Source organism: Enemella evansiae (genome assembly GCF_004362375.1).
Lineage (GTDB): Bacteria > Actinomycetota > Actinomycetes > Propionibacteriales > Propionibacteriaceae > Enemella > Enemella evansiae.
This window is the reverse complement of sequence record NZ_SNXA01000010.1, coordinates 428141-446073: the sequence shown is the minus strand read 5'-3', so window position 1 is coordinate 446073 and position 17933 is coordinate 428141. Positions and strand designations below refer to the sequence as shown.

General features: G+C 69.0%; 16 protein-coding genes and 1 pseudogene. 5 read left to right on the top strand and 12 right to left on the bottom strand.

The features are described from left to right. Positions 1–196 precede the first annotated feature (196 nt). The 6 genes from C8D81_RS13470 to clpB all read right to left on the bottom strand — a co-directional run bounded on the left by C8D81_RS13470 (position 197) and on the right by clpB (position 6359). Positions 197–1285, bottom strand: a complete 1089-nt coding sequence (locus C8D81_RS13470) for an LLM class flavin-dependent oxidoreductase (RefSeq protein ID WP_133626222.1) — start codon at positions 1283–1285, stop codon at positions 197–199. An 86-nt stretch (positions 1286–1371) separates the two neighbouring features. Next, complete coding sequence (locus C8D81_RS13465) at positions 1372–1683, bottom strand: EthD family reductase (protein WP_094356564.1); 312 nt, start codon at positions 1681–1683, stop codon at positions 1372–1374. After that, complete coding sequence (locus tag C8D81_RS13460) at positions 1683–2291, bottom strand: TetR/AcrR family transcriptional regulator (protein WP_166646814.1); 609 nt, start codon at positions 2289–2291, stop codon at positions 1683–1685. The genes C8D81_RS13465 and C8D81_RS13460 overlap by 1 nt, the downstream gene beginning before the upstream one ends. Continuing rightward, on the bottom strand, positions 2284–3057 hold the full coding sequence (locus tag C8D81_RS13455) for an alpha/beta fold hydrolase (protein ID WP_208109280.1): 774 nt from the start codon (positions 3055–3057) through the stop codon (positions 2284–2286). The genes C8D81_RS13460 and C8D81_RS13455 overlap by 8 nt, the downstream gene beginning before the upstream one ends. 203 nt (positions 3058–3260) lie before the next feature. Further along, on the bottom strand, positions 3261–3566 hold the full coding sequence (locus C8D81_RS13450) for a hypothetical protein (RefSeq protein WP_094356567.1): 306 nt from the start codon (positions 3564–3566) through the stop codon (positions 3261–3263). Between the two features lie 195 nt (positions 3567–3761). Beyond that, a complete protein-coding gene (gene clpB / locus C8D81_RS13445) occupies positions 3762–6359 on the bottom strand; it encodes an ATP-dependent chaperone ClpB (protein WP_094430555.1) in 2598 nt (865 codons plus the stop codon). A gap of 173 nt (positions 6360–6532) precedes the next feature. Between clpB and C8D81_RS13440 the strand changes: the two genes are divergently transcribed. After that, positions 6533–7138, top strand: a complete 606-nt coding sequence (locus C8D81_RS13440) for a histidine phosphatase family protein (protein ID WP_094356569.1) — start codon at positions 6533–6535, stop codon at positions 7136–7138. A gap of 59 nt (positions 7139–7197) precedes the next feature. On the opposite strand, the gene C8D81_RS13435 is transcribed toward C8D81_RS13440, so the two are convergent. Continuing rightward, positions 7198–8244, bottom strand: coding sequence for an S-adenosylmethionine:tRNA ribosyltransferase-isomerase (locus tag C8D81_RS13435; protein WP_133626221.1), 1047 nt, complete (start codon positions 8242–8244; stop codon positions 7198–7200). Continuing rightward, positions 8241–8945: an SDR family NAD(P)-dependent oxidoreductase gene (locus C8D81_RS13430; protein ID WP_098477515.1), complete on the bottom strand. Its 705-nt coding sequence runs from the start codon at positions 8943–8945 to the stop codon at positions 8241–8243. The genes C8D81_RS13435 and C8D81_RS13430 overlap by 4 nt, the downstream gene beginning before the upstream one ends. A gap of 101 nt (positions 8946–9046) precedes the next feature. Between C8D81_RS13430 and soxR the strand changes: the two are divergent. Further along, a pseudogene (soxR, locus tag C8D81_RS21640) lies at positions 9047–9412 on the top strand (redox-sensitive transcriptional activator SoxR); the annotation flags it as partial. 55 nt (positions 9413–9467) lie between these two features. Here the strand turns inward: soxR and C8D81_RS13420 are convergent. Further along, positions 9468–11192 (bottom strand): BCCT family transporter, encoded by a 1725-nt coding sequence (locus C8D81_RS13420; protein ID WP_229237959.1) that lies wholly within the window; start codon positions 11190–11192, stop codon positions 9468–9470. Positions 11193–11275: 83 nt separating this feature from the next. After that, positions 11276–12208 (bottom strand): N-acetylglucosamine kinase, encoded by a 933-nt coding sequence (locus tag C8D81_RS13415; RefSeq protein ID WP_166646813.1) that lies wholly within the window; start codon positions 12206–12208, stop codon positions 11276–11278. 132 nt (positions 12209–12340) lie between these two features. Here C8D81_RS13415 and C8D81_RS13410 point away from each other — a divergent pair, with 132 nt between their 5' ends. From C8D81_RS13410 to C8D81_RS13400, 3 genes are read left to right on the top strand one after another with little or no spacing between them, the layout of a single operon-like run. Then, the gene (locus C8D81_RS13410; protein WP_094425815.1) at positions 12341–13768 is read left to right on the top strand and encodes a glycoside hydrolase family 3 N-terminal domain-containing protein; all 1428 of its coding nucleotides are present in this window, start codon (positions 12341–12343) and stop codon (positions 13766–13768) included. 13 nt (positions 13769–13781) lie between these two features. Beyond that, entirely contained in the window at positions 13782–14729 is a 948-nt protein-coding gene (locus C8D81_RS13405; protein WP_094425817.1) for an N-acetylmuramic acid 6-phosphate etherase, read from the top strand. Next, positions 14726–15592 carry a MurR/RpiR family transcriptional regulator gene (locus tag C8D81_RS13400; RefSeq protein ID WP_094356576.1) on the top strand — a complete coding sequence of 289 codons (867 nt, stop codon included), beginning with the start codon at positions 14726–14728 and terminating at the stop codon, positions 15590–15592. The genes C8D81_RS13405 and C8D81_RS13400 overlap by 4 nt, the downstream gene beginning before the upstream one ends. Here C8D81_RS13400 and ahpF read toward each other — a convergent pair. Then, positions 15582–17162 (bottom strand): alkyl hydroperoxide reductase subunit F, encoded by a 1581-nt coding sequence (ahpF, locus tag C8D81_RS13395; RefSeq protein WP_094425819.1) that lies wholly within the window; start codon positions 17160–17162, stop codon positions 15582–15584. The two genes, C8D81_RS13400 and ahpF, sit on opposite strands and share 11 nt — an antisense overlap. Before the next feature lie 127 nt (positions 17163–17289). Beyond that, positions 17290–17856 (bottom strand): alkyl hydroperoxide reductase subunit C, encoded by a 567-nt coding sequence (gene ahpC, locus C8D81_RS13390; RefSeq protein ID WP_094356578.1) that lies wholly within the window; start codon positions 17854–17856, stop codon positions 17290–17292. Positions 17857–17933 lie beyond the last annotated feature (77 nt).

The window sequence follows — 17933 nt, the reverse complement described above, 5'->3', positions numbered from 1 at the left end:
TAGCCCTCTCCTGAGGGCCTAAAGCCATTATCGGCCACACGTCGCGGAGTACGCAAGACCTGTGTGTGATGGAAGTGACACGCCGAAATCGCGCTGGTTCGCGTCAGAAGGCGATTCGCCGCTTGGATCACATCCGTCTTGAGTCATGACACGACCGAGCGATCAAATCATCGCGTGAGCTTGTGGGACCTCTCGGTCAGCGCACCCCTCGCAGCAGCGGTACCACGCGCTCGCCGAACGTGGTGGTGATCTTGCGTACCACCTCGTACGGGTGGCCGAAGGGCAGCGCGAGGATGACCTCGTCGGCGGCCTGCAGCGCCACATCGCCGGCAAGGAACTCCGCGACGACCTCGGGAGCATCAGCGACGACGCGGCCGAACATCGCGCGACGGCCGCCCAGCGGGGCGCCGCCCTCGCGGAGCATCGCCTCCTGACGGGTGCGGTCCCGATCGATCAGATACTGGAAGTCGACCAGGTCGCCCTGATCGGTCACCGGCAGCACCTGCCGGCTCGCCGACACATGCCCGTCCCCGTGCCCGGCCTCCCGGCTCGCGGCCCGATAGGCGTCGATCACCTCGAGCTGCAGTTCCTCGAAGGAGCGCCCCGTACCGTCGGTCGGCGCCAGGGTGGAGACCTGCAGTCCGATCCCGAGCCGGCCGGCCATCTCGGCGCTCGTCACCGAACCCGCACCATAGGCGAGCCGGGAGCGTACCGTCGGCGCCTGCGGACGCACCACCAGCTCGGTGCCCTCGTCCTCGGTCTCGAAGAACTCATCGGCCACCGAGACGACCTCACCGTCGAGGAATGAGATCACATCCCCGAGCGTCGCATCGACCTTCTCCCGGACATCACCCACCGCACCGAAGGCGCGCACGTTCACCGCGTCCTGCTTGGCGTACCCCGACCCCATGCCGATGTGCAGCCGCCCACCGGTGAGCAGATCGGTCGTGGCGATGTCCTCGGCGAGCCGGCCGGCGTTCTCGAACCGCAGCGGGATCAGCGCGGTACCGAGCCGCAGCGCACTGGTCCGCATGCCGACAGCGGCCAGGAAGGGCAGGGGTGCGGAGAGGTACGCCTGCAGGTGCCGGTGCCGCACGTAGCCGGCATCGAGCCCCATCCCCTCGGCGCGCTGGAAGAGGTCGATGCCGTCGTCCAGGCCCTGGGAACGCGTCCCGCTGCGCGCGATCCCGGTGTGATCCACGAAGGCGAGGAAGCCCATCGCCTTGTCGCCGATCGAACCGGACGCGGCCGCGGGTGCTGGTGTCGTCTCGACATCACTGGTCATGGAGGAGGAACACCCGGGTCGAGTGAGTTTGTTCCGAACCGCTGACCTCAGTCAACCTGTCCTGGCCGTGCCATACCTGAGGGCGGTCAGCGCATGGCGCTCTGCGCCGAGTAGTGAACGACGACCGCCCCTCCGGTGGCGTAGTTGGCAACGTCGGCAGCGACCTGCCTGCCTACGGCGGACTGTCTCGACTCGATCATCGCTGCCTCGTCTGCGAAGTCCGCCTCGAACACAGCGAAGTAGGGCGTTTCGCCCACGGTTGATGCCACGTCGAAGCTGTAGCGGCATGCGAGCAACCCGGGCATCTGTCTGACCAGGGGTAAGTGGTTATTCACGTAGTACGCGCGGAACTGCTCGGGATCGACGGGTTCGGGATACAGGACCAAGAGTTTGTGCATCAAGACCTCCGATCGATTGGTCGCTTCTCATCGTGGGGCGGATGGCCTCCGCCGCCCAAGCCGCGGTCGATGAAGTCGGTCAGGTACTCGACGCTGTCCGCAACGTTCGCATCCCAGTGGAATGCGTTCTCGGCTTCGAGCTGAGCAAATCCGTGGACGGTGCACCGCACGGTCCGCACTGCGTGGTCGAGGTCGGCTTCGGCGATGTCGTAACCGGCCAGGGCGGCACGCAGGCACGTCACCACTCGGGTGGAGGCGGCCAACAACGGATCACTCTGGTCTCCCAGCTCCTCGCGCAAGGTGGCCGCATACATGCCCGGATGCGACCGAAGGTAGGTGCGCGTACTGGCGAGAATCGCCCGAACTGCGTCCTTACGGGAGGAGCCTTGTATTGCTTCCTCCAGCAGCTCGGCCATCTGGTTCATCCCGCGCACGGCAATCGCGTGGCGCAGGCCTCCCAACCTGTCAATGTGCTTGTACAGCGCGGGTGTTCGCACACCGAGGCGTTCGGCCAGCGAGGCCATACTGAGACTGTCGAGGCCGACTTCGTCGGCCAGTGAGCAACCGGCTTCGACAACGGCAGCAGTGGTGAGTCCGGCTCTAGGCATGCAGGGCATTCTGCAGGAAAGCGATCGCCGCATCGGCGGTCTGTTCGGGGTACTGGGCGTGCGGGTAGTGCCCGGCTCCATCGATCATCGCGATCCGCCCGACGCCGGGCGGCATGGCCTCCACGATGCCGGCGGCTTCTGCGGGAGGATCAGCGAAGTCGGAGTCGTCGGTACCCATGATGATCAACGCAGGACAGCGGACCTCGGCCAAGGACTCCGCCGCGTCCGTCGGCCGCGACTGCAGCATCGCGCGTGCCGCAACCATTCGGCCCGGCTCTCGCAGGTTGTCCAGAAGAGCCGGGAGCCACTCGTCCCAGTCAGCTGGCTTCACCCCGGGATAGGCGACATCCAGGTACTTCGCCCACGTTCGCACACTTCCGGAGATGGCGAATCGCGCGAGGAGCAACGCACCCTTGCGGTAGGCGTGATCGTTGCGGATCAGCGCCCCCAGGCTGAAGGACGGTGGGCGAGTGAACGGTCCGATCTCGATGATCGCCCGGACCAGGTCGGGGCGGGTTGCCGCCGCGATCGTCGCCGATCCGCCGGAGAAGGACTGCCCGACCAGGACGGCGGGTTCGTCCAGAGACTCGATGACCGCTGCCAGGTCGTCCGCCGTGTCGCTGCGGCTGTAGGACGCCCACCCCGTGCTCGACTCGCCGTGACCGCGAAGATCAACCGTTGCCACCCGATATCCCGCGTCGACAAGAAGAGGGACCAGAAATCGATACGTCGCGCGGGTGTCCCCCAGGCCCGGTGACAGGACCACCAGTGGACCAGAGTCGGGACCCTGGAGCTCGGAGGCGATCCAACCGGTGTCACCGCGGCTGACATATCGGACATCTCGCATTTCGTTTCAACTCCTTGGTTACTCCCTATCACTTTTAAGTTAATGCTATTATCCAGATGACGCAACTGGCAATGGCTGAGAGCGAAAGACAGCAGGCCCTTCTCGTTGTTGCGCTCACCCGCCTAGGACCGCGAGAGTGGCGCGGCCCGGCGTACCACTTCCAGCTCGTCGTCGGACACCACCGCCCACGGCTGCCCCGGATCGAGCGGGCAGGAGTAGCGACCGTCAGCGGTCAGGAAGCCGTAGACGCCACCGCTCATCTCGGCCGGATCGAACAACCACGGTGGGTCGGCGTACGGGGCCCCCTCGCTCGCCAGCCAGGCCACCTCGGCACCCTGCTCCACGATGGAACCGAGCATCCGGCGCAGCTCGGCCTGCCACGCGTCACCGGTCAACCACGCGGCGACCGGTACGGTCCAGATGCTCACCTGCCACCCCTGCCCGGTGAGGTCGTGACGACGAGCCCGCGCGGCGGCGTCCAGCGCGGACGGTTGCGGATCGGCGTACGCCGGGAACAGTCCGTGGCACTCCGGGCCGCCACCTTGGCGGTGGCGGCCCGGAGGGCTTGTGATCGGGCTCCTCTCGACACGGCCGCAAGCGGCCTACTCGAGGAGCGTGAGGCGTCAGGCGGTGACGGCCTTGGGTTCGCCGACCACGACGAGGCCGTCCTCGTCGTCGGAGCGGTCGAACTTCACCGTGTCGCCTTCGAGCACCTCACCGGAGAGCACCTTGCGGGCAAGGGCATCCTCGATGGTGTTCTGCACCAGCCGGCGCAGCGGGCGGGCACCATAGACCGGGTCGAAACCGGTCATCGCCAACCACTCCTTGCCCGCATCGGAGACGTCGACCTTGATCCGGCGATCGGCCATCCGCTCGTTCAGGCGCTGCAGGTTGATGTCGACGATGCTGGTCAGATCCTCGATGCCCAGCGGGTCGAACATCACCACTTCGTCAAGCCTGTTGAGGAATTCCGGCTTGAATGACTTCCGCACGACCTCCATCACCGCATCGTTCTTGGTCTGCGGATCCAGCTTCGGATCGGCCAGGAACTGCGAGCCCAGGTTCGAGGTCAGGATCAGGATGGTGTTCCGGAAATCGACCGTACGCCCCTGGCCGTCGGTCAGTCGACCGTCGTCCAGCACCTGCAACAGGATGTCGAAGACCTCGGGATTGGCCTTCTCCACCTCATCGAGCAGCACCACGGTGTAGGGGCGCCGCCGCACGGCCTCGGTGAGCTGACCGCCCTGCTCGTAACCGACGTAACCCGGAGGGGCACCGACGAGCCGGGACACCGAGTGCTTCTCGGAATACTCGCTCATGTCGATACGGACCATGGCCTGCTCGTCGTCGAAGAGGAACTCCGCCAGCGACTTGGCCAGCTCGGTCTTGCCGACACCGGTCGGGCCGAGGAAGAGGAACGAACCGGTGGGCCGGTTCGGGTCCGAGATCCCCGCCCGCGAACGGCGTACCGCGTCCGCAACCGCTTGCACGGCAGCCTTCTGGCCGATCAGCCGCTGCGCCAGATGGTTCTCCATCGACAGCAGCTTCTCCGACTCACCCTGCAGCATCCGCCCCACCGGTACGCCGGTCCAGGCGGACACCACCTCGGCGATGTCGGCGGCGCTGACCTCTTCGGACACCATCGGCTTGGCCTCGGCCTCCTCGGCATCGGCCTTCGCCAATTGCTTTTCCAGGTTGGGAATCTGGCCGTAGAGCAGCTCCGAGGCACGGGTCAGATCACCCTCGCGCTGCGCCCGCTCGGCCTCACTGCGCAGCTCGTCGATCTGCTGCTTCAGCTCACCGACCTTGTTCAGGCCCGACTTCTCCGCCTCCCAGCGGGCCTCCAGACCGCGCAACTCCTCCTTGGCGTTGGCGAGCTCCTCCTCCAGACGAGCGAGGCGTTCCTTCGACGCCGGATCGTCCTCCTTGGCCAGCGCCAACTGCTGCATCGTCATCCGGTCCACATTGCGGCGCAGCTGGTCGATCTCCTCGGGGGAGGAGTCGATCTCCATCCGCAGCCGCGAGGCGGCCTCGTCGACCAGGTCGATCGCCTTGTCCGGCAGCTGCCGCGAGGTGATGTAGCGGTTCGACAGCGAGGCCGCGGCAACCAGCGCACCGTCGGTGATCGCGACCTTGTGGTGCGCCTCGTAACGCTCCCGCAGCCCACGCAGGATCGCGATCGTGTCCTCGACACTCGGCTCACCGACGTAGACCTGCTGGAACCGGCGCTCGAAGGCCGGGTCCTTCTCGATGTTCTCGCGGTATTCATCGAGCGTGGTGGCGCCGATCATCCGCAGCTCGCCGCGGGCCAGCATCGGCTTCAGCATGTTGCCGGCGTCCATCGACCCCTCGGCCTTGCCGGCACCGATCACGGTGTGCAGCTCGTCGATGAAGGTGATGACCTGGCCCTCGGCCTCCTTGATCTCGTTCAGCACCGCCTTGAGGCGCTCCTCGAACTCACCGCGGTACTTCGCGCCGGCGATCATCGCACCGAGATCGAGGGAGACCAGCTTGCGGCCCTTCAACGAATCCGGCACGTCACCGGCGACGATGCGCTGGGCCAGACCTTCAACCACAGCAGTCTTTCCGACGCCCGGCTCACCGATCAGCACCGGGTTGTTCTTGGTCCGCCGGCTCAGCACCTGGACCACCCGACGGATCTCCGAGTCGCGGCCGATCACCGGGTCGAGCTTGCCGGAACGCGCCGACTCGGTGAGGTCGATCGAATACTGGTCGAGCGCACCGTTGGTGCCCTCGGCCTCGGGGGAGGTGACCCGCTTGTCACCGCGGGCCTCGTTGAAGGCCTTGGTCAGCTTCTCCGGGGTGGCGCCGACCTGATCCAGAATCGCCTGCGCGTTCGACTTCACCTTGGCGAGCGCGATCAGCAGATGCTCGGTCGCCACATACTGATCGCCGAGCTTCTGGGCCAGATTCTCCGCCTCGGCGTGTACGCGCGCGAGAGCGCCCGACATGGTCGGGTTGGAGACCGTCGAACCCTGGCTCGACGGCAGCTTGGAGATGGCGTTCTGGGCCGCCTGCTCGACGACCTTGGGATCGGCACCGACCTGACTCAGCAGTGCGGCGCAGGTGTTTCCGGGGATGCTCAACAGTGCGAGCAGCAGGTGCTCCGGCTCGGCCTGCGGGTTGCCCTCGGTCAGCGCCGTGCGCACCGCCGCCGAGATCGCATCCCGGCTCATCGTGGTCAGTTTGCTCGTGTCCATACGTCCTCTGCTGGTGAGAAGTTCAAAAGTGTGAGGGGCTCGAGTTGAGCCTTGCAGACTCAACTATGCCGAAAACTCGGCCGTCGGTCCACCCAACTTGAGCCACATAGACTCAACTCCGGGAATGGCCCGGGTATTCCCGGAGCGAGTAGGTCCGACTAGCGTCCTTGGGCATGGGCGACGACGCATCGATCCGGACGCGAGTGATCCTCGTCCGCCATGGCGAGGCCGCGTACGAAACCGACGGAAGCGGCGACAGCGGTGGCAGCCTCACCCCCACGGGACGAGACCAGGCACGACGCCTGGGCCGCAGGCTGGCGTCCTTTCAGCCGGTCCGAATCGTCTCCTCAGAGCTCTCGCGTGCCGTGCAGACGGCCGAGATCGCTGCGAGCGCCCTGGCCCTTCCCGTCGAGGTGAAGGTCGGGCTGCAGGAGTACGACGTGGGTGACGAGCGTGGCCGCCCCTACAACCCCGCCCTGTTCGAGCCACTGCAGCAGCAATGGCTCCGCGGAGATCTCTCGGCCGGCATTCCGGGCGGGGAGGACGGACATGCGGTGGCACGACGAATGTTCACCGTTCTGGACGCCATCTCGGCACGGGCCAGGGGAGCGACGGTCGTCGCGATCAGCCACGGGGGAGCCATCATCTCGGTCCTGGGCAGCATCGCCGCCGGCCATCCGGATCTGCCGGTCGACGGCGACGACATACCCGGCTGCGATCTCTTTGTTCTCGGACGCGGCCGGAACGGATGGCAGTTGATCGGCCGCGACCGGCCCTGAATCCGTCCACGGCATGGGCGGTCCCGCTCCAGCCAACCACCATCAACGGGAATCAACCCTCACAGGATCAGGCAGGAATTGCCGAACTCGTGCCAGGCGTACCCCTCGGCCAGCGCGGCGTCGTAGGCGCGCTGGGTCTTCTCGGCGCCGGCGATGGCCTCGACCAGCAGCAGGTGGGAGGCACCGGCATCGTGCCAGCCGGTGATCAGGCCGTTGACGATCTGGGGCGGCTCCGCGGGGGTGACCACCCGATCGGTCCAGCCCCGGCTCGCCACCACGCGGCCACCGACGACCGCGGATTCGACGGCACGGGTGGCGGTGGTGCCGACCGCGACCACCCGGCCGCCGCTGCGGCGTGCCAGGTTGAGGGTCCGGGCGGTCGCCGGGCCGACCTCGAAGCGCTCCGGCTGCGGCCCCTCGCCGGCTTCCTGGGAGGAGAAACCGGTATGCAGCAGTACGGGCGCGATCAGCACGCCACGGCGCAGCAGCGCCTGCACCAGCGCATCGGTGAACGGCCGCCCGGCGCTGGCCATCTCGGCACTGCCGGGCACCTGACCGAAGACCGTCTGGTACGCCGCCAGCGGCCAGCGACCGGCCAGGTAGCCGTAGGCGATCGGCCGGCCCACCGCATCCAGCAGCGTCCGCAGACCACCCTCGGCCTCGGCGCGCCAGAGCCGATTCCCCTCCCCCGTCGGCGACGACCGGTGGGGATGAGGTGCGAGCAACCGCAGACCGGGACCCTCGGTGATCGCCACGTGATCCCCCGGTGCCGCATCGAGGATCGAGCGCCCCGCATCGGGCGCACTGCGCAGCTCGACCACCCAGTCACCGAACGGCCCCTCGGTGGCGTGCAGCACGATCGGCATCCCGCGCCAGCTCGCGTCGACCTCGCCATTGACGGTGGCCGAAGTGTTCACCACCAGCACGTCACCGGGCCGCAATTCGTCAACCAGGTCGCCGAATCGGCGATGCCGGATGAACGGCCCGGCTGCCACCAGCAGCCGGACCGCATCCCGCGACCTGGCATCGGCCTCGATCGGCCGGTCCGCGAACCCGGGCGTACGCCCGCCGAACGTCGTGCTGGGCCGCAGCGCGAGCCGGCTCATGCGACCCCCTCCGTCCGCGCGGAACCAGCCAGCTCGGCCGCCCGGTACCGACCGCTCGCCGGCCGGGATCCCAACAGGGCACGGATTCCCGGCACGGCGACCTCCTCCGGCAGTGGGCGGTCCGAGATGTCCTCCCCCGGGAACGCGGCCTGGTGCATCGCGGTCCGCATGTCCCCCGGGTCGACGGCGTACGCCCGCAGCCGCGGCTCCTCCACCGCCCAGGTGCCCGCGAGCCGATCCAGCGCCGCCTTGCTGGCGGCGTACCCGCCCCAGGTCTCGTAGTGCTCGACCGCCGCATCGGAGGAGATCGTCACCAGGCTCGGGGCCACTGCCCGCCGCAGCGCCGGCAGCAGACTCCCGGTGAGCGCCAGCGGGGCCACCACATTCGCCTCCAGGATCACCCGGAAGCGATCCGGCGTCAGGTCGGCGAGCGGCACCATCGGGCTCGGGCCGAGGTCGCTGGCGTTGTGCACCAGCACATCGAGCGGCCGGTCGCCGACCGCCTCAACCAATGCCAGCCGGTGCGCGGGATCGGTGACATCGCCGGGTACCAGCAGGGCGTCGGGCAGCGCCAACCGCAGCGTCCGCAGCCGCTCCGGATCGCGGCCGGTGAGGATCAGTCGGTGACCGGCCTCGTCGAGCGCCATCGCGAGCGCGCGACCGAGTCCGGCGGTCGCTCCGGTGATCAGGGTGAGGGTCATCATCGAGCCTTCCGTCGGTGACCCCCGGGCGGGGGTCGTCAGCCCCCACTCTTCAAGTTAGAGTTAACTTGAAGTCAAGACCCGATCGGGAGGACCCGACGATGAGCGAGCTGACGATGAGCCAGGTGACCCGACGCTCGGGGGTGAGCGCTTCGGCGCTGCGGTTCTATGAGGAACGCGGCCTGATCAAGGCGCATCGCACCCCGGGCAATCGACGCGTCTATCCCCGCCACGTGCTCCGCCGGCTGGCGGTGATCCGGGCGGCCCAGGCGGTCGGCATGTCGTTGACCGAGATCGCCGCCTCGCTGGAATCCATCCCGCACGACCGCCCGGTGAGCCGCGCGGAATGGCAGCGACTGTCGGAGGCCTGGCACGACTCGCTGGAGCTGCGCATCGAGGCGCTCATCGAACTGCGCGACGGCCTCACCGGGTGCATCGGCTGCGGTTGCCTGAGTCAGCCGAACTGCCCGATGAACAACCGCAACGACGAGCTCGGCGCGCAGGGGCCGGGGCCCCGCTCGCTCAGCGCAGTGATCCGCCTGGCGGAGCGGGACGCGGCGACTGCTGATCCGGCTTCCCGTTCCGGGCCGCGTGCGAACCCGCGGGGGAATCCGACTCCAGCGCCTCGGCGACCTCGAGGGTGACCTCGCGGCGGAAGATCCGCGACTCGACCGCGCGCACCCGGCGGACATCGCGCGACAGCGCCTTCCACAGGCTGATGCAGATCAGGATCATCACCACCGAGAACGGCGCAGCGGCGATGATCGCCATCGTCTGCAGGGAATTCAGCCCACCGCTGGCGCTGCCCGCGCGATAACCGGCCCAGAGCAGCACCGCCGCGATCAGGCCCTCCATGGTGGCCCAGAAGACCCGCGACCAGACCGGCGGGTGCTGGTTGCCGCCGTGGCTGATCATGTCGACCACGAAGGACCCGGAGTCGGAGCTGGTGACGAAGAAGACCAGCACCAGCAGCACCGCGACACCACCGAGCAGGGCACCGCCGGGCAGCCGGTCCAGCACCGAGAACAGCGCCTCATTGGTGGACACCGAGCCGTCGGTGATCAGCCCACCGTTGGTGACCTGCTGATAGAGCGCGGTGCCGCCGACGATGGAGAACCAGGCGGTGGTGAGCAGGGTCGGTACCACCAGGACGCCGACCACGAACTCGCGAACCGTGCGCCCCTTGGAGATCCGGGCGATGAAGACGCCGACGAACGGCGCCCAGGCCATCCACCAACCCCAGTAGTAGGTGGTCCAGGAACCCAGCCACTCCTCACCGGAGGCGCCGTAGTAGGGCAGCGTGGAGAAGCTCAGCCCGACGAACTGCTGGGCGTACGAACCGATGGACTGCACGAACTCACGCAGCACGAACAGCGTCGGGCCGAGCGCGAGCACCGCCAGCACCAGCAGCGCGGCGAGCACCATGTTGAAGTTGGAGAGCCACTTGATGCCCTTGTCCAGTCCGGAGAGGACCGAGAAGGTGGCGATGGCGGTGATGCCGACGACCAGCACCAGCTGGACCATCTCGTTGTCCGGCAGGATGCCCAGATGCTGCAGACCGGCAGACATCTGGGTGACCCCGAGGCCGAGCGAGCTGGCCACACCGAACAGGGTGCCGACGATGGCGGCGACGTCGATCGCGTGACCGACCGGGCCCTGCACGATTCGCTTGCCCAGCAGGGGTTCCAGCGCCCAGCGGATCGAGATCGGCCGGCGGCGGCGGTGCACGGCGTACGCCACCCCGAGACCGACGACGGCATAGATGGCCCAGGCGTGTACGCCCCAGTGCAGCAGGGTCTGCGTCATCGCCCGCTGCGCGATCGCCGGCGCGCCGGCTTCGGCGACATCGGGACGGGGGTTGGCCAGGTGGTTCAGCGGCTCGGCCGCACCCCAGAAGACCAGGCCGATGCCCATGCCGGCGGCGAACAGCATCGAGATCCAGCTGAGGGTGCCGTATTCGGGTTCGTCGTCATCGGCGCCGAGCCGGATCCGGCCGAGCGGGGAGGCCGCGACCACCACGGCGAAGAGGACGAATCCGGTGACGATCAGCACGTAGTACCAGCCGATGCTGGCGGTCACCGCGGTATTGATCGTCTTCAGGGCATCGGAGAACCCACCGCCACCGATCACGGCGGCGATCACGACGAGCGCGATGATGCCGGCGGCGGGTCCGAAGACCGGCCAGAGCGGGCGCTTGGAGCCGGTTTCGGGGGCCGACTGCTCGATCTCGTGCTGAGTGCTGCTCACGGATTCCTTCCGGAGGATGGTTGAAATTGCGACCATCCATAGAACGTCAGATCCTGAGAAGATGCAAATCCAACGGGGGAGGATCAGCGCAGGGCGGCGGTCAGCGCTTCCCGGTCCAGGGTGAGATCGGCCGCGGCGGCGGCCAGCGCGCAGGCGCCGACGACCGGGTGCGCGGCATGGCGTACGCCGGGACGCCGGGTCTCGACCCGCTCGCGTACCGGGCCACCGGCCAGCAGCCCGCCGGCGAGCACGAGCTCGTCATCGGCGGTGAGGCCGAGCGCCTCGACGGTCTCCCAGAGCAGCCCCGCCGCCTGGTCGAACAGTGCGCTGACGACCGGGTCGTCGGCATGGTCCGCCAGCAGCGGGGTGAGCGCGGCGAACTGGGCCGGCCGCAGCTCGTCGACGGCGCGGATCAACCCCTGCCGCGGATCGCTCGCGCTCTCGGTCGTCACATCCAACCGGGCCAGCAGCGCCGGAGTGAGTGCGGTCCGCGGGCCGCGGGCGTCCAGGTCGGCGGCGACCGCCCGCAGCGCGGCCAGCCCCAGCCAGGCACCCGAGCCCAGGTCACCGAGCAGCCAGCCGAGCCCGTCCCGGCGTACCGCGGTCACCCAGCGGCGATGCCGGACCGCGATCGCCCCCGTCCCGGCGAGCAGCAGCACCCCGTCCCCGGTCTCGGCCACCGCGCGATAGGCGATCTCGGTGTCCGGCACCACGATCGGCGACCTGCTGACACCGGCCTGGTGCAGGCCGCGGGCGAGCAGCTGGGCCACCTCGAAACCGCGCGCCTCGGCGGCCCCGGCGGCGCCGACGGCGACCGCGGTCACCTCCGCGCCGGTCAGCCCGGCGCCGAGCAGCGCACCCCGGGTGGCCAGCTTCAGATTGCCGGCCGGGTCACCGACCGAGCTGCGCAGATTGCCGCCGGCGGAGCGACCCTGCCCGAGCAGCCGGCCGTTCTCGTCGGTCAGCACCGCCCGGATCGAGCTGCCTCCCAGGTCCACACCAAGCAGTACCGCCACGCCCGCCACCCTCTCGTTCGGCTTCCGGACGATTCCATCACAACCCGAACGAGCAAATAGTGTTAACTTCTCTTAACTGCCGAATCTGCAGAAGTTTGTTCCACTGCACCGGATCCACAGGGAGGTGGGCCCTTGAGTGCCGCGCTCGGCGTTCTGCTGCCCGGAGTGTCCGGCACGACCGTGCCCGAATGGCTGCGGACCCGGATCCGCGCCGGACTGGCCGGAGTGCTGCTGTTCGCCGAGAACACCCCCGATGTCGCCACCACCCGCGCGCTCACCGACGCGCTCCGCGCCGAGCGGGCCGACCTGGTGATCGGCGTCGACGAGGAGGGCGGCGATGTCACCCGGCTGCAGGCCGACACCGGTTCGAGCCTACCCGGGGCGGCCGCGCTCGGCGCCCTCGACGACCCCGATCTGACCCGCCGCGCCGCCCAGTTGCTCGGCGGGCTGCTCGGCCAGGCCGGCATCGATCTCGATCTGGCCCCGGTCCTCGATGTGGCCAGCGAACCGGACAATCCGGTGATCGGGGTGCGCAGCTTCGGCGCGGATCCCGAGCTGGTCATCCGGCACGGACGGGCGTACGCCGAGGGCCTGGCCGCGGCCGGGGTGGCGAGTTGCGGCAAGCACTACCCGGGGCATGGCGACACCCGCAGCGACAGCCACGTCGGTGCGGCCGTCGTCGATGTCCCCGCCGAACTGCTGGCCCGCCGCGACGAGGCACCGTTCGCCGCCACCGGAATGGATTCGGTGATGACCGCCCATGTCGTGGTACCGGCGCTCGGCCCCGAGCCCGCGTCGGTGTCGGCCTGGTCCACCGAACGGCTGCGCGCGGCCGGATTCAGCGGGCCGATCATCACCGATGCGCTCGGGATGGCCGCGATCAGCGACCGCTGGCCGCTGGGTGAGGCGTGTGTCCGGGCGTTGCAGGCCGGGGCCGATCTGGTCTGCCTGGACGCCCCGCAGAACCGGGAACCGGAGGCCGCGCTGATCGAGGCCGAGCAGGCCATCGAGCAGGCGCTGACCGAGGGGCGGCTCTCGGCGGCGGCGCTGGCCACCTCGGCCGCCCGCAACCGGACGCTGCACCGGCCCGCTGCGGCGTACTCACCGATGGCGGTCCGCGCGATCACCGCCGAACTCGACGAACTCGGGCTGCAGATCGCCCGGCAGGCGCTGTGGCGCCGCGGTGATCCGGTGCTCTGCCGCGATCCCGGTCAGGCCGCCGACCCGGTCGTGATCGATCTGCGTCGGCGGCACAATCTGGCCGCCGGGAACACCGCCGGGCCGCTCGCCGAGGCACTGCGCCAGGTCTGGCCCGGAGTACGCCTGGACGGCGGGCCGGAACGGGTCGAGCCGGACGCGCCGCTGCTGGTGCTGACCGCCGGCGCCGACCCGGCCGAGGCCCGGGCGCTGGCCGCGTTGCGGGAGCGCCATCCGGATCCGGTGGTGCTGCACACCGGTGTCGCCGCGGCCGCACCCGCCGAGGTACGCCTGATCTGCAGCCATGGCGCCGCCCGCCCGAACGCCCGGGCCGCCGTCGAGGCCCTGCTGGGTCACCGATGAAAGGAATCCGGTCATGACCGCCACCACCCCGCTCGACTGGAGCACCGAACAGGTCAACCCCGATTCGATCGATCTGGACACCCGGGACAGCCAGGCCGTGGTGCAGACCATCCTGGCCGGGGACGCGGGGGTGGCTGCCGCGGTGCAGGCGGTGGCACCGGCGATCACCGAGGCGGTCGACCTGGTGGTGGCCGCACTGTCCACCGGCGGCCGGGTGCACTACATCGGTTCGGGCACCTCCGGTCGGATGGGGGTGCTCGATGCGGTCGAACTGCTGCCGACCTACAGCGTCGGCGAGGACCGCTTCGTCCCGCATCTGGCCGGTGGGCCGGGGGCGATGATGCAGGCCGTCGAAGGCGCCGAGGACGATGCCGAGGCGGGCGCGCGGGCGGTCGCCGAGGCCGGCGCCGATGATGTGGTGATCGGGCTGGCGGCCAGCGGACGCACCCCCTATGTGCGCGGCGCGCTCGCCGCGGCCCGGGACCGCGGGCTGTCGACGGTGCTGATCGCCGCCAACCCGAAGGCGCCGCTGGCGGCGTACGCCGAGGTGGCGATCCTGGTGGACACCGGACCCGAGGTGATCACCGGGTCGACCCGGATGAAGGCGGCGACCGCGCAGAAGCTGGTGCTGAACACGCTGTCCACGGCCGCGATGGTGCGACTCGGCAAGGTCTTCTCGAATCTGATGATCGACATGCTGCCGACCAACGAGAAGCTGCGGGCCCGCTCCCTGCGGATGCTGGTCCAGGGCAGCGGGGAGCCGGTGGAACGCTGTGCCGAGGCGCTCGCGGCAGCCGATGGCGACGTCCGGTTGGCGCTCACCGCGCTGCGCTCGGGCTGCTCGGTCCAGGCGGCGGCCGCGGTGCTGGACGAGCTGCCCCCAGCGGCGGACCGGGCCGGTGACCCGACCGGGATCCGGACCGCGGTGTCGCGGTTGCGGGATCGGGGGAAGCGGCCATGAACGGGCCGCTGGTCACCGTCGGGATGCGGGCCCGGTTGCCGTCGCTGCACCCCGCGCTGCGCGAGGTGGCCGAGCAGATCCTCGCCGATCCGCCGGCGGCGGCCGCGCGGACCATCTCCGAGTTGGCGACGGCCGCCGGCACCTCGCAGTCCACGGTGGTCCGGCTGGCCCACGAGCTGGGCTATTCGGGCTATCGGGAGCTGCGGCAGGCACTCGCCTCGGAGGTGGCGGTCCGCGAGTTCGACCGGCCCGAGCCGGAGGGTGACATCGCCGCCGGCGACGATCTCGCGTCGGTGATGCGCAAGATCGCCGCCGCCGACGTGCAGGCGGTCAAGGACACCGTCGCCACCGTGTCTGTTCCGGTGGTGGAGGCGGTGGTCACCGCGATGAACAGTGCGCGGCGGATCGACCTCTACGGTGTCGGCGCCTCCGGGGTGGTGGCCGGTGACCTGCTGCAGAAGCTGCACCGGATCGGCGTGCTCGCGATGGCCTTCACCGATTCCCATCTGGGGCTCACCTCGGCGGCCCTGCTGGAACCCGGGGACGTCGCGATCGCCTTCACCCACAGCGGTTCCACCGTCGACACCGTCGACTGCCTGGCGCTGGCGGCCCGGCGCGGGGCGACCACGGTCGCGGTGACCAATGTGCCGCGCTCCCCCGTCACCGAGGTCGCCCAGCACAACCTGCTCACCGCGGCCCGCGAGACCACCTTCCGCGCCGGTGCGACCGCCTCCCGGCTGGCGCAGCTGACGATCGTCGACTGTCTGTTCGTCGCGCTCGCCCAGCGCCGCTTCGACGCCACCCAGCAGGCGCTGCAGGCGACCGCCGATGCGGTCGCCGAGCGCCGCCGGATCAGACGCTGACGCTCTCCCGCGGCTCCGGGGCCGCGGTGCGGATCAGATGGTCGAAGGCGGACAGGGCCGCGGTGGCACCGGTCCCCTCGGCGACCACGATCTGCTTGAACGGCACCACGGTGCAGTCACCGGCACCGTAGATGCCGGGCACATTGGTCCGGCCACGCTCGTCGATCACCAATTCCCCGCGCTCGGACAGCTCAACACCACTGTCCACCAGCCATTCGGTGTTGGGCAGCAGCCCGATCTGCACGAACACACCGTTGACGTCCAGGGTGCGCTGCTCGCCAGACTCCCTGTCCTCATACGAGATCCGGGTGAGCTGTCCACCGTCGCCGTGCACCTCGGTGGTCCGGGCGCCGGTGAGGACCGCGGTGTTGGGCAGGCTGTGCAGCTTGTCCAACAGCACCTCGTCGGCCTTCAGGTCGTCCAGGAACTCGATCACGGTGACCTTCTCGGTGACCCCGGCCAGGTCGATGGCGGCCTCGACACCGGAGTTGCCACCGCCGACCACGGCGATCGGCTTGTCCTTGAACAGCGGGCCGTCGCAGTGCGGGCAGAAGGAGACACCCTTGTTGCGGTAGTCCTGCTCACCGGGTACGCCGAGGGTCCGCCAGCGGGCGCCGGTCGCCAGGATCACGGTGCGGGCCTTCAGCGAACCGCCACCCTCGAAGTGCACGGTGTGCAGTTCACCCTCGGCACCCGGCTCCAGGGAGGTGGCGGTGACGTTCTTCATCAGGTCGAGGTCGTACGCCGCCAGGTGCTGTTCCAGCCCCGCGGCGAACTTCGGGCCCTCGGTGTAGGGCACCGAGACGAAGTTCTCGATCGCCATGGTGTCCAACACCTGCCCGCCGACGTTCGGTGCGGCCAGCCCGGTACGGATGCCCTTGCGGGCGGCGTAGATGGCGGCCGCGGCACCGGCGGGGCCGCCGCCGAGGACCAGCACCTCGTAGGGATCCTTTGCGTTGAAGGATTCGGTGGAGACACCGGCGGTGGACAGCTTGGCGACGAAGTCACCGATGTCCATCCGGCCCGAGCCCCACTCCTCACCGTTCAGGAACACCGTCGGGACGGCCAGGATGCGGCGCTCCTCGACCTCGTTCTGGAACAGCGAACCCTCGACGGCGGTGTGCTTGATGTTCGGGTTCAGCACCGCCATCGCGTTCAGCGCCTGGACCACCGTCGGGCAGTTCTGGCAGCTGAGCGACATGTAGGTGACGAACTCCAGTTCGCCCGGAATCGCCTTGACCGCTTCGATCAGCGGCTCGTCGGCCTTCACCGGTACGCCGCCGACCTGCAGCATCGCCAGCACCAGCGAGGTGAACTCGTGGCCGAGCGGCAGTCCGGCGAAGCGCACCGAGATGTCGGTTCCCGGCCGCTCGATCGCGAAACTGGGGCGGCGCTGGTCGTCGTCGCGCTGCTCATGGGTGACCAGGTCGGAGACCGCGGCGATCTCGTCGAGCATCGTCTTCATCTCCGCCGACTTCGGGCGGTCGTCGAGCGAGCTGGCCAGCACGATCGGTTCGGTGATGCGCTCCAGGTAGCCCTTGAGCTGTTCCAGCAATTCCTTGTCGAGCACGAAAATCTCTCCTGCGGGGTCGTTCAGTCGGGGGGTGCGGGAAGGGTTCGGGTAAAGCAGTGGCGGGTGTCATCCACGGCGTGGACAACACCCGCCAACTCGCCGGGTAGGCGTACCTGAGGTCGGATCAGATCTTGCCGACCAGGTCGATGCCCGGCTTCAGGGTCGCGGCCTCGGCCTCTTCCCACTTGGCGGGGCAGACCTCGCCCGGGTGGTTGCGCACGTACTGCGCGGCCTTCACCTTGCGGACCAGCTCGGCGGCGTTGCGACCGACACCCTCGGAGGAGGTCTCGGTGAACTGGATGATGCCGTCGGGGTCGACCAGGAAGGTGCCGCGGTCGGCCAGGCCCTGGCCCTCGCGCATGTTCTGGAAGTTGTTGGTGATCACGCCGGAGGGGTCGCCGAGCATGTAGTAGTCGATCTTGCCGATGGTCTCGGAGGTGTCGTGCCAGGCCTTGTGCACGAAGTGGGTGTCGGTGGACACCGAGTAGACCTCGACACCGAGCTGCTGCAGTTCGGCGTAGAAGTCGGCCAGGTCGCCGAGCTCGGTCGGGCAGACGAAGGTGAAGTCCGCCGGGTAGAAGAAGAAGATCGCCCACTTGCCGAGCACATCGGTGTCGGACACGTCCACGAACTCGCCCTGCTTGTAGGCGGTGGTCTGGAAGGGGAGGATCTTGGTGTTGACGAGAGACATACGCGTCCTTTCATGCGGTGACTTCTTGAATGATTCAACACCACGGTAACCGTGAGTATTCGCCTTTCGCAGGTGAT